This window comes from Mycobacterium sp. (assembly GCF_035697385.1).
In the GTDB taxonomy this organism is placed as follows: domain Bacteria; phylum Actinomycetota; class Actinomycetes; order Mycobacteriales; family Mycobacteriaceae; genus Mycobacterium.
The window spans coordinates 1-11,039 of record NZ_DASSCY010000010.1 but is presented as its reverse complement, the minus strand read 5'-3'; the positions used below and the strand labels follow the sequence as shown (position 1 = coordinate 11,039).

The 11,039-nt window shown below is 64.9% G+C and carries 13 protein-coding genes; 6 read left to right on the top strand and 7 right to left on the bottom strand.

Annotation, left to right across the window (positions count from 1 at the left end; translation table 11 throughout):
- The 3 genes from pucL to uraD all read right to left on the bottom strand — a co-directional run.
- On the bottom strand, positions 1-770 hold a 770-nt coding region (pucL, locus tag VFH65_RS01135), incomplete at its 3' end, for a factor-independent urate hydroxylase (RefSeq protein ID WP_353319286.1).
- Between the two features lie 2 nt (positions 771-772).
- On the bottom strand, positions 773-1,096 hold the full coding sequence (uraH, locus tag VFH65_RS01130; protein WP_353319285.1) for a hydroxyisourate hydrolase: 324 nt from the start codon (positions 1,094-1,096) through the stop codon (positions 773-775).
- The gene (gene uraD, locus VFH65_RS01125; RefSeq protein WP_353319288.1) at positions 1,093-1,551 is read right to left on the bottom strand and encodes a 2-oxo-4-hydroxy-4-carboxy-5-ureidoimidazoline decarboxylase; all 459 of its coding nucleotides are present in this window, start codon (positions 1,549-1,551) and stop codon (positions 1,093-1,095) included. Before uraD ends, uraH begins: the two co-directional genes overlap by 4 nt.
- 33 nt (positions 1,552-1,584) lie before the next feature.
- Here uraD and VFH65_RS01120 point away from each other — a divergent pair, with 33 nt between their 5' ends.
- Positions 1,585-2,127, top strand: a complete 543-nt coding sequence (locus VFH65_RS01120) for a nucleotidyltransferase family protein (RefSeq protein ID WP_353319284.1) — start codon at positions 1,585-1,587, stop codon at positions 2,125-2,127.
- On the opposite strand, the gene VFH65_RS01115 is transcribed toward VFH65_RS01120, so the two are convergent.
- Entirely contained in the window at positions 2,120-2,449 is a 330-nt protein-coding gene (locus VFH65_RS01115) for a hypothetical protein (RefSeq protein ID WP_353319283.1), read from the bottom strand. The genes VFH65_RS01120 and VFH65_RS01115 overlap by 8 nt on opposite strands.
- 23 nt (positions 2,450-2,472) lie before the next feature.
- Here VFH65_RS01115 and VFH65_RS01110 point away from each other — a divergent pair, with 23 nt between their 5' ends.
- Positions 2,473-3,429, top strand: coding sequence for an alpha/beta hydrolase (locus VFH65_RS01110; protein ID WP_353319282.1), 957 nt, complete (start codon positions 2,473-2,475; stop codon positions 3,427-3,429).
- Positions 3,426-4,121, top strand: coding sequence for an SDR family oxidoreductase (locus VFH65_RS01105; protein WP_353319280.1), 696 nt, complete (start codon positions 3,426-3,428; stop codon positions 4,119-4,121). The genes VFH65_RS01110 and VFH65_RS01105 overlap by 4 nt, the downstream gene beginning before the upstream one ends.
- On the opposite strand, the gene VFH65_RS01100 is transcribed toward VFH65_RS01105, so the two are convergent.
- From VFH65_RS01100 to VFH65_RS01090, 3 genes are all read right to left on the bottom strand, one after another.
- Positions 4,122-5,918, bottom strand: a complete 1,797-nt coding sequence (locus VFH65_RS01100; RefSeq protein WP_353319279.1) for an acetyl/propionyl/methylcrotonyl-CoA carboxylase subunit alpha — start codon at positions 5,916-5,918, stop codon at positions 4,122-4,124.
- Between the two features lie 97 nt (positions 5,919-6,015).
- Complete coding sequence (locus VFH65_RS01095) at positions 6,016-6,432, bottom strand: SufE family protein (RefSeq protein ID WP_353319287.1); 417 nt, start codon at positions 6,430-6,432, stop codon at positions 6,016-6,018.
- A 2-nt stretch (positions 6,433-6,434) separates the two neighbouring features.
- Complete coding sequence (locus VFH65_RS01090; RefSeq protein ID WP_353319278.1) at positions 6,435-7,322, bottom strand: sulfurtransferase; 888 nt, start codon at positions 7,320-7,322, stop codon at positions 6,435-6,437.
- A gap of 120 nt (positions 7,323-7,442) precedes the next feature.
- Here VFH65_RS01090 and VFH65_RS01085 point away from each other — a divergent pair, with 120 nt between their 5' ends.
- The 3 genes from VFH65_RS01085 to VFH65_RS01075 all read left to right on the top strand — a co-directional run.
- The gene (locus VFH65_RS01085; RefSeq protein WP_353319277.1) at positions 7,443-8,786 is read left to right on the top strand and encodes a nucleotide sugar dehydrogenase; all 1,344 of its coding nucleotides are present in this window, start codon (positions 7,443-7,445) and stop codon (positions 8,784-8,786) included.
- A complete protein-coding gene (locus tag VFH65_RS01080) occupies positions 8,779-9,759 on the top strand; it encodes an NAD-dependent epimerase/dehydratase family protein (protein ID WP_353319276.1) in 981 nt (326 codons plus the stop codon). The genes VFH65_RS01085 and VFH65_RS01080 overlap by 8 nt, the downstream gene beginning before the upstream one ends.
- A gap of 144 nt (positions 9,760-9,903) precedes the next feature.
- On the top strand, positions 9,904-11,039 hold a 1,136-nt coding region (locus tag VFH65_RS01075), incomplete at its 3' end, for an acyltransferase family protein (RefSeq protein ID WP_353319275.1).

Genomic DNA, 11,039 nt, shown 5'->3' with positions numbered 1-11,039 from the left:
AGGTCGTAGCGAAAATGGTGTTTGTTGGGCGCCGACAACCGCACCTCGGCGATCACCGGATAGGCCTCGAGCACGGCCTTGCCCATCTCGAATAGCGTCTGTTGCAGCGCCTTCGAGTGCACCACGGCGAACTGTTTCAGCAGATGACCCTTGATGCCCGAGAACACGTCGTCCCAATCGACTGACCATTTTCCGGCGGATGGGGCGAACCGCCATTGCGCCACCAGCGAGGTGGCCATCACCCGGTCATGTGTGGGCTCGAGCACCGTGTATCGGTCGGTGAGGAACCCGGCGAACTCCGAACCCGTCGACTTCAGGATGACGAGATCCTTCAGGCCGCCAACCACCCATTCGCCGTCACCGTCGACCGTGATCGCCGCCGTGCGCACTTCCTGACCCTTACGGACCCAGGTGTGGTCGTGTTCGTCTCCGTCGACAACGACTCTCTGCCAAGCAAATTCGTCGATCTCGATTCGTGCGGCCCGCACTGGGCTGATGTCGCGGACGAAGTGGCGGGCCAGTTCCAGCCCGTAGTCCTCGATCGAAGTGAGACCCTTCTCCTTGGCGTATGCGTATACCGTCTGCTTCTGGGTGTCGGTGGGCAACACCTCGGACTGATCGCCGCGCAGGTGTGCGGCGCTGAAATCGCCACGCAGACAGGTCGATACGTTGACATCGCGGATCTCGTGGCGAGATGTGTCGCGGTAGAATCTGACGACCCGGTTCTCGGCCTTGCCGTACTGGGTCTCGCCCAGGATGATGCCGGACACGTTCAGCTCCCTCGGTAGGTCGAATAGGCGTACGGCGACAACAGCACCGGCACGTGGTATTTCGTTGTGGCATCGTCGATCTGGAATGCAATGACGATTTCCGGATAGAAGCTGGGCATCTGCAGGCCGGCGAAATAGGCTGCGGTGTCGAACCGTAACCGGTACAACCCGGACAGTTCGCCGGTGTACAGATCGGCGACGCGGCCGTCGCCGTCGGTGCGCGCATCGGCAAGCACGCCGCCTTCGGCGTCGCGAAGCGTCACCGCAACACCGGTGGCGGGCCTGCCGGTGACCGCGTCCAGAACATGGGTGCTGACGTGCGTCACGGTGTCTCCTTTGGCAGCAGCCGTCGCAGGCGCAGCCGGTTGATCTTGCTCAGCTCGGTGCGCATGACTTGGCACTCGGTCTCGGGATCGTTGGCCAGCCGGCCGGTCAGGATGGTCAGCAGCTCGTCGGCGGATCGCCCGCTCGCGCACACCAGGTACACATAGCCGAACTTGTCCTCATACATCCGGTTCTTGACGGCGAGCTCGGTCCGCACGCGGTCGTCGGCGTCGGCCATGCCGGCTTGTTCGTGCGCCGACAACGGGTTGTCAGCTCGTCCGCCGATGCGGGGGTGTCCGTTCAGTGCGGCCTCGATCTCCGCGTCGGGCAGCTCGGCCAGTACCCGGTCGGCATGGTCAAGCAGCGCGTCGACATCGCGGTACGGGCCGCCGGCCAGCACCTGCTGCGCCCACATCGGCGACGCGCACACTTCGAGCAGTCGGTCCAGGCCGAGCATCGTCTCAGGATCGGCCACGTTCACACTGTTTGCATGTCGAATGGCGCGACGGCGGCCGGTGTCTTGTTGGCAGCTGGCGCTGGCACCCGCTACGGCATGCCCAAAGTGCTTGCCGAGCAGGGCGAGTGGCTTCGATCCGGAGTGCTCGCGCTGTCCGGCGGAGGCTGCGACGACGTCGTGGTGGTGTTGGGCGCCGCTGTCGTCGACGTGGCACCGCCCGCTCGCGCGGTGATCGCTGAGGACTGGGCCGACGGCCTCAGTGCGTCGCTGCGGGCCGGTCTTTCGGCCGTCGACGCACAGTACGCGGTGCTGCACACCGTCGACACCCCCGACGTCGGCCCAGAGGTGGTGCGGCGGGTGCTCGCTGCCGCGCAGTCGTCGCCGTCGGGCCTTGCGCGTGCCAGCTACGGCATCCGGCCAGGTCACCCGGTCGTGATGGCGCGCAGGCATTGGCCAGGCCTGCTCGAAACGCTGCGCGGCGACGAAGGCGCCCGGCCGTTTCTGAGCGCGCGCACCGATGTGGTCGAGGTGGACTGCGCCGACCTGGCGTCCGGCCAGGACATCGACGTCAGGTGACCGTCAGGCCGAGCATGGCCGCGGCGAATCGGCGCACCGACTGGGCCGCGATCGCCGTGGCGTCGGCGTACCCGTCGCGGGTGCGCGTGCGCAGCGTCGCGGCCACCGGGTCCAGCCTCACCTCCGCGAGCATCTCTCCAGTGGTCGGTTCACAGACCGCCCAGGTGTAGCCCGTGTCCGAGGCCCACTGCGCGGTGCATCGGGTGACGTAATCGGGATCGGTCTCGCCGAGCGCGGCCAGCGCGTGCCGGTCATCGATCAGCTCGTCCTGGCGGGGCGCACGCAAGTACCAGGCACCTGCGTTAATTTCGACGGGCTGCATCCGAGTAATGGTAGGTATTGCCTATGGCCGACCACATCCTCGAGCCCGCCGCGCAGGCGATCGCCGACAACACCTCGAAGCCGCCGTTCCTCTACGAGATCGGTCCGGACGCCGCCCGCAAAGTTCTCGACGACATCCAGGCGGCGCCCGTCGACAAGCCGGACGTGGACGAGAAGTGGATCACCGTGCCCGTAGACGCTGAAGCGGTCGGTGAGGTGAGGGTTCGCATCGTCAAGCCGGCCGGCGCATCCGGGTCGTTGCCCGCGATTCTCTACATGCATGGCGGCGGATGGATTCTCGGCAACGCAGGCACCCACGACCGGCTGGTGCGCGAACTGGCCGTCGGCGTCAACGCCGCCCTTGTTTTCGTCGAGTACGACCGTTCGCCCGAGGCCCGCTACCCGGTCGCGATCGAGCAGGGGTATGCCACCGCGCAGTGGATCACCCGCGAAGGCGCGGCCGAGGGCCTGGACGCCTCACGCCTTGCCGTTGCAGGCGATTCGGTCGGTGGCAACATGGCTGCGGCGCTGGCGATCCTGGCCAAGCAGCGCGGCGACGTCCGGTTCACCCACCAATCGCTGTACTACCCGGTGACCGATGCGGGCCAGGACACCGACAGCTATCGCGAGTTCGCCGACGGGCCGTTCCTCACCGCCAAGGCGATGGCCTGGTTCTGGGACGCGTATCTGCCCGAGGTGGACAAGCGTTCTGAGATCACGGTCTCGCCGCTGCGCGCCAGCACCGACGAGCTGGCCGGGCTGCCAGAAGCATTCGTCGTCGTCGACGAAAACGACGTGCTGCGCGACGAGGGGGAGGCGTACGCGCGCAAGCTGATCGCGGCTGGGGTGCGGACTACGGCCGTGCGCTACAACGGGATCCTGCACGACTTCATGATGCTCAACCCGGTGCGGGGCAGCGCGGCGTCGACGGCCGCCGTCGAACAGGCGATCCATATTCTACGAAAGGTGTTGGGGCAGTGAAGATCACAGTAATCGGAGCCAGCGGACTGATCGGCACGAAGGTCGTGGACCTGCTCTCACGTGACGGGCACGAGGTGGTGGCGTCGTCGCGCTCGACCGGCGTCGACGTGCTCACCGGCGAGGGACTGGCCGAGGCGCTCGCCGGCGCCGATGCGGTGGTGGACGTGGTCAATTCGCCATCGTTCGAAGACGATCCGGTGATGGATTTCTTCACGAAGTCGACCACGAACCTGGTTGAGGCCGCGAAAGCCGCTGGTATCAAGCAATACGTCGTGCTGTCGATCGTCGGTGTCGACGGGCTGCCTGACAGCGGCTACATGCGGGCAAAGGTCGTTCAGGAGAAGATCGTCACCGACTCCGGTCTGCCGTACACCATTTTGCGTGCCACGCAGTTCGCCGAGTTCGCCGAGTCCATCACGGCGTCTATGACGATCGGCGACGAGGTACGCGTCCCTGACGCGTTGATCCAACCTGTCGCCGCCGACAAGGTCGCCACCGACGTCGCACGCGCGGCAGTCGCACAGCCGCTCGGCGGCATCGTGAACATCGGTGGGCCCGAGAAGATCTCGTTCGAACAGATGGCTCGCGCGGTCTTGTCCGCCAAGGGCGAGGACAAGACCGTCGTCGTCGACCCGAAGGCCGGCTACTTCGGCACTGCGTTGGCCGAACGCAGCCTGGTGACCCCCGACTAACTACTTGATCTCGGCCAGCACCGTGCCCTGAGTGATGGCGGCGCCCGGCTCGACGGCCAGGCCGGTGATGGTGCCGTCCTTGTGCGCGGTGACGGGGTTCTCCATCTTCATCGCCTCGAGAACAACCACGAGATCGCCTGCGGAGACCTCCTGGCCCTCTTCGACGGCCACCTTCACGACGGTGCCCTGCATCGGTGCGGTAACCGCATCACCGGATGCGGCCGCACCGCCGTGGGAGCCGCGCTTGCGGGCCTTGGGCTTCTTGCGGATCACACCGGAAGCTGCTGGGGCGCCGCCGTTTCCGAGCGCCAGGTCGCCGGGCAGCGACACCTCCAGCCTGCGGCCGCCGACCTCGACGACAACCGTCTGGCGCGGGATGGTGTCTTCCTCCTCGATGGGGTCACCACCGGTGAAGGGTTCGACGGTGTTGTTCCACTCGGTCTCGATCCAGCGGGTGTGGACGGTGAAGCCCTCGCTGTCCCCGACGAACGCGGGGTCGGAGACGATCGCGCGGTGGAACGGGATCACGGTGGCAAGGCCCTCGACGTGGAATTCGTCAAGTGCGCGCCGCGAGCGGGCCAGCGCTTCGTCGCGGGTGGCGCCGTACACGATCAGCTTCGCCAGCATGGAGTCGAACTGACCGCCGATCACGGATCCGGTTTCGACGCCGGCGTCCAGCCGCACGCCGGGCCCGCTCGGCGCCTCGAACTTGCTCACCGGGCCGGGCGCGGGCAGGAAGCCGCGGCCGGCGTCCTCACCGTTGATGCGGAACTCGATCGCGTGGCCGCGCGGCTCCGGATCCTCGGTGATATCAAGCTTCTCGCCGTTGGCGATCTTGAACTGTTGCAAGACCAGGTCGATGCCCGCCGTCTCCTCGGTGACCGGGTGCTCGACCTGCAGGCGGGTGTTCACCTCGAGGAACGAGATCAGCCCGTCCTGGCCGACCAGGTACTCGACGGTGCCTGCGCCGTAGTAGCCGGCCTCCTTGCAGATGCGCTTGGCCGACTCGTGGATCTCCTTGCGCTGAGCGTCGGTAAGAAAAGGTGCCGGCGCTTCTTCCACCAGCTTCTGGAAGCGGCGCTGCAGTGAGCAGTCGCGGGTGCCCGCAACGACGACGTTGCCGTGCTGGTCGGCGATCACCTGCGCCTCGACGTGGCGCGGCTTGTCCAGGTAGCGCTCGACGAAGCATTCGCCGCGGCCGAACGCGGAAACGGCCTCGCGGGTGGCCGAATCGAACAGCTCGGGAATCTCCTCGATGGTGCGCGCCACCTTCATTCCGCGCCCGCCGCCGCCGAAAGCCGCCTTGATCGCGATCGGCACGCCGTATTCCTCGGCGAACGCCACCACCTCGCCGGCGTCCTTCACCGGGTCAGGGGTGCCGGGCACCAACGGGGCCTGAGCGCGCGCCGCGATGTGACGCGCGGTCACCTTGTCGCCGAGGTCGCGGATGGACTGGGGGGACGGGCCGATCCAGATCAGCCCGGCGTCGATGACGGCCTGGGCGAAATCGGCGTTCTCCGAGAGGAATCCGTATCCGGGGTGGATGGCGTTGGCGCCGGACTTCTGGGCCGCGTCGAGCAGCTTGGCGAAGTCGAGGTAGGACTCCGCGGAGGTCTGGCCACCGAGTGCGAACGCCTCGTCGGCGAGCCGGACGTGAGGCGCGTCGGCGTCGGGCTCGGCGTACACGGCCACGCTCTGCAGTCCGGCATCCTTGGCCGCGCGGATCACCCGGACCGCGATCTCCCCGCGATTGGCGACAAGCACCTTGGAGATCTTTGAGCTGGCGTGACTAGGCACTTCGCCTCCTGATTGGCATCTCTCTAAGAACGTCTTTAAGAATGTATCCCGGGGCAGTTTAAGGGGCGATACTGTACGACCCTCGAGGCGGTGTCGGTTACTCGCCAGTACTGCGGAGTCGCCGCTTGATCCTGGCCAGCATGGCCGACATGCCGCGCAGCCGCAGCGGGCTGATCAGCGCCGCCAGGCCCAGATCGGTGTAGAAGTCATCGGGCACGGCCAGGATGTCGGCGGCAGGCTGCTCGTCGAGGCCGGCGGCCAGGATCGCGGCGAATCCGCGGGTGGTCGGCGCTTCGGGCGGTGCACTGAAGAACAACCGGACATGGTCGGGGTCGCTCGCGTCGACATGCAGGAACAGCGGCGACTGGCATTCCGGCACCGGCTCCATCGCGGCCTCTTCGAGCTCGGCAGGAAGCGCAGGCAGCTCACCGGCGAACTCCAGCAGCAGCTGCAGCTTGTCCTGCCCCTGTACCTCTTGAAAATCGTTGACCACCTCGGCCAGCGCGGCCGGCATGCTCACGGCGCGTTGCCCGGCTCTTCCCCAACGGCGACGGGCACCCGCACGGCATTTCCCCACTCGGTCCAGGACCCGTCGTAGTTGCGCACGCCGGGCTTGCCGAGCAGATGGGTCAGCACGAACCAGGTGTGGCTGGAGCGCTCGCCGATGCGGCAGTACACGACGGTCTTATCCTCGGGCTCAAGGAACCCGTAGAGCTCGTCCAGTTCGGCGCGGCTGCGGAAACGCCCGCTGTCATCGGCGGCCTTGCCCCATGGAATGGATCTCGCGGTGGGGATGTGCCCGCCGCGCAGCGCACCCTCTTCGGGGTAGTCGGGCATATGGGTGCGCTCGCCGGTGTACTCCTGCGGCGAGCGAACGTCGATCAGTGGTTGGTCGCCGAGGATGGAAAGCACATCCTCTTTGAACGCGCGGATCGGCGCGTCGTCACGTTCGACGACGGGGTAGCCGGAGGTCTGCTTGCTCGGCACGTCGAGTGTGGTCTCGCGGCCGTCGGAGATCCACAGGTCGCGTCCGCCGTTGAGCAGCCGAACGTCGGGGTGGCCGAACAAGGTGAACACCCACAGCGCGTATGCCGCCCACCAATTGCTCTTGTCGCCGTAGATCACCACGGTGTCGTCGCGCGAAATGCCCTTGCGGTTCATCAGCTCGGCGAACTGCTCGCCGTTGATGTAGTCGCGCACGTGCGGGTCGTTGAGGTCGGTGTGCCAGTCGATCTTCACCGCGCCGGGAACGTGGCCCGTGTCGTATAGCAGCACGTCTTCGTCCGACTCGACGATGACCAGCCCCGGGCGGCCGAGGTTGGCCGACAGCCAGTCGGCGGTGACCAGGCGTTCGGGGTGGGCGTACGCAGAAAGGGCGGGATCGGGATCGGCAGGCAGCGGCACACCTCGAGCCTACCCAGCCGCCACGCCATCCAGCACACACCCGCCACCCGAATCAGCCATCGGCAACGTATCCTCAACACTTGTTGTCGCAACGTCTCCGCGTTAGGAACTCGAGGAAACATGGCTGGGCCAGCAAATTACGATGTCGGAATAGTCGGACTCGGTTATGTCGGGCTTACCCTGGCGACTGTTCTCGCTGAAGCGGGCAACACCGTCATCGGGGTGGAGAAGCGAGCCGATCTGGTGGAGATGACCAATCAGGGCATCCCGCACTTCACCGAGACCGGCCTTCCTGACGCGCTTTCGGGCGTAACGAGGTTCAAGAAACTGGTCGCCGCCGAACAGTTCGACGACAGCTTCTCTTGCGACACATACATCATCACCGTCGGCACGCCGTTGTCGCCCGATGGTGTCGCCCGCGTCGACATGATCGAACAGGCCGCCCGCGACATCGCGGAGAACATGCGTGACGGCGCCCTGGTGATCCTGCGTTCGACGGTCAAGGTCGGCACGACCCGCGACGTAGTCGCGCCGATACTGGCTGCAAGCGGAAAGAAATTCGATATTGCGATGTGCCCGGAACGCACATTGGAAGGTAAGGCGCTGCAGGAATTGCGTGAGCTTCCGCAAATTGTCGGAGCCGACGATCCTGCGGTCGCAGATCGGGCTGCTGCAGTTTTTCGCAGGCTTACGAGTTCGATTGTTCTGGTCTCCGATATCGAGACCGCAGAGATCATCAAGCTGGTGAGCAACACGTTCCGCGATGTGCAGTTCGCGTTCGCCAACGAGGTCGCCAGGATGTGCGACGCGTTCGGGGTCAGCGCGCACGAGGTGATCTCGGCGGGGAAGCTGGGCTACAACCGCACGAACATCCCGTTGCCGGGACTTGTCGGCGGGCCGTGCTTGGAGAAAGACCCGCACATCCTGATGGAGAGCGCCCGCAGCCGGGGCATCACCTTGGAGATGACGTCGGCGGGCCGGCTGGTCAACGAGCGTCAGCCCCACGAGACCGTCCAGTTCATCAGCAGCGAGATCGATCGCCGCGATCTGGTGTCCCCGCTGAAGATCAGCGTGCTTGGGATGGCGTTCAAGGGCCTGCCGGAGACCAGCGACCTGCGTGGCTCGATGGCGATCAAGGTGCTCGACGCTTTGAAGAAGGAGCACCCCAACGCCGAGATCGGCCTGTACGACCCGGTGACCTCGCCGGAGGTGCTGGCGGAGGAATTCCCCGACGAGCGCATCTTCAACCGGTTCGGCGATGCCGTCAGCGGCGCGTCGGTGGTGGTGATCACCAACAACCATCCCTCGCTCGGCACCATCTCCCCGCGCACCATCAACGAGTTCATCAGCCCGAACGGATTCGTTTTCGACTACTGGAACCACTTCAGCCATTTGCCTTCTTCTGAATTGGGTGACTCGTACTTCGCGGTCGGTCGCAGCGGCTGGACGCCTGCCAATGGCTAAGCGCGTCGTTGTCACCGGCGGTGGCGGGTTCATCGGCGCCTATCTCGTGAAGAGGCTCGTCGCCGACGGGTGGGACGTCGCGGTTGTCGACTCGATGGTGCGTGGTGACGCCAGCCGGTTCGCCGAGGTGGCCGACCATGTTGAGCTGTTCACCTGCGACGTGCGCGACCAGGCTGCGCTCGAGCGCGCGTTCAAGGGCGCGGAGGTGGTCATGCACCTCGCGGCGATCAACGGCACCGAAAACTTCTACAAGCAGCCAGAACTCGTGCTCGAGGTCGGCATGCTCGGAGCGCTGGCAGTCGTCAACGCCGGGCGAAACGTCGGCGTGCCCGATCTGGTGGTGGCATCGACGGCCGAGGTGTACCAGACACCGTCGATCATCCCGACTCCGGAGACCATCCCGCTGATGCTGCCCGACAGCCTCAACCCGCGGTACTCCTACGGCGGCGGCAAGATCGCCAGCGAGCTGATCACCTTCAACTACGGGCAGGATCACTACCGGCAGGTGCAGATTTTCCGGCCGCACAACATCTTTGGGCCCAACATGGGCTGGAAGCACGTCGAGCCGCAGTTCATCATGCGAGCGCTGGCGTGTCAGGACGCCGGCGATCCCGCGTTCCCGATCCAGGGCGACGGCGGCGAGACGCGGTCGTTCTGCTACGTCGACGACTGCGTCGAGGGCATCTTGGCGATGTATGAGAAGGGCGGGCACCGCGAGATCTACCACATCGGTAGCGATGAGGAGATGACCATTCGCGACCTCGCCGTGCGCGTCGGCAAGATCGTCGGTGTCGACCTGGACATCCGTCCCGGCCCGGCGCCTGCCGGCGCTACGCGGCGGCGCTGCCCTGATATCTCCAAGATGCGCACCCTGGGATGGTCACCGGAGGTGAGCCTCGACGAGGGCCTCGAACGCACGGTGACGTGGTATCGCGAGCACCGCGACGACGTCCCCGCCAACGACTTGATGTAGCGGTCGGCGCGTCGGAGACCGTCTACGCATCCGTCAAAAGTCCTTGCATGTGAGTTGCTGGTGGGCTAGCTTTGCCAAGCAAGCTGACAGGCGAGACTGCATAAGTGCCTGCTAGCCAATCTTGTGGGGGCGCAAGGGGGGGCGATGGCAACGGCGCGACGATTTGCTGGAGCGGTGCCCGAAACCAGTGTCGTCACGCCTGCCCGCGTTCGTATTCGCGGCCTGGATGGGGCCCGTGGCCTGGCGGCCGTGGGAGTCCTCATTGCACACGTCGCCGACTACTATCCAGCCGAATCCAGCATTTCCGCCCGTATCACGGCGCTGGTCGGTGTCAGCCTGATCTTTTTCTTCGTCCTCAGCGGGTTCTTGTTGTTCTTGCCGTACGTTCGGGCATTGACCGAATCTGAATCCCCGAAGCTGCCGAATACCAAATACTATGCGACGCAACGCTTCGCAAGGGTTTTCCCGGCATACATCGTCATCCTCTTGATCACGAATTATGTGCTGCAAACCGCATACGTCAGCAACCCGATGTTATATCCATTCGGAAGCGGCGGCGGCACAGGCATGATTACAGATCCTGGACAGCTGTTCGCAAACCTGACACTCGTCCAAACTTACATTCCCGAATACTTTCAAACCGGCCTGAACCCGTCTTGGTCGCTGAGCATGGAGTTTGCCTTTTACGCGTGCCTTCCGCTCCTGTGTCTCGTCATCTTCGCGGCGCGTAGGCGGTTATCTTTCGGGGCGTACAAGCTTGCTGTTATTGCGGTCATTGTGCTCGTCGTAATGGGATTTGTTGGCAAGCTGCTGGCGCCGGTCTTGATTCCCGACTACGACACGATGAACCCTTGGCTCACCAACTGGGGACCCAACTGGGGGGCGGTCTACCTGCGGAGTTTTCCGGTCAACGCCGATAACTACGCACTGGGGATGCTCGCGGCGATTGTGATTGTCGCGATGGAACGCCGGAAGTTGACCGAGCGCCTGAGCCGGCGTGTCCGCTTATACAGTGCGCTAGCGATAGTTCCGGCCTGTGCTCTTTTCGTAATATCTCTCGCGCTGAGACGACAGTTCGAAACTACCGCGTTGGCGTTGCTCGGCGCGTTACTGATCCTTGTCATCGTTGCCCCGTCAGCTCGCGGACAAGATTCGATGCTGGCAAACTGGTTTGACATTGGTCCGTTCCGCTTCTTGGGCCGGGTATCGCTGTCGCTGTGTCTTTGGCATTTTCCCATCATGCTGTTGCTGGGTAGCTGGGGTCTGATGCGAATAGGGTC

Bases quoted from the DNA above. Each gene is read 5' to 3' on its own strand.
- VFH65_RS01085 (WP_353319277.1), top strand. From the start codon at position 7,443: ATGGCTGGGCCAGCAAATTACGATGTCGGAATAGTCGGACTCGGTTAT.
- VFH65_RS01115 (WP_353319283.1), bottom strand. From the start codon at position 2,449: ATGCAGCCCGTCGAAATTAACGCAGGTGCCTGGTACTTGCGTGCGCCC.
- VFH65_RS01095 (WP_353319287.1), bottom strand. From the start codon at position 6,432: ATGCCGGCCGCGCTGGCCGAGGTGGTCAACGATTTTCAAGAGGTACAG.
- VFH65_RS01120 (WP_353319284.1), top strand. From the start codon at position 1,585: ATGTCGAATGGCGCGACGGCGGCCGGTGTCTTGTTGGCAGCTGGCGCT.
- uraD (WP_353319288.1), bottom strand. From the start codon at position 1,551: ATGCTCGGCCTGGACCGACTGCTCGAAGTGTGCGCGTCGCCGATGTGG.
- VFH65_RS01080 (WP_353319276.1), top strand. From the start codon at position 8,779: ATGGCTAAGCGCGTCGTTGTCACCGGCGGTGGCGGGTTCATCGGCGCC.
- VFH65_RS01110 (WP_353319282.1), top strand. From the start codon at position 2,473: ATGGCCGACCACATCCTCGAGCCCGCCGCGCAGGCGATCGCCGACAAC.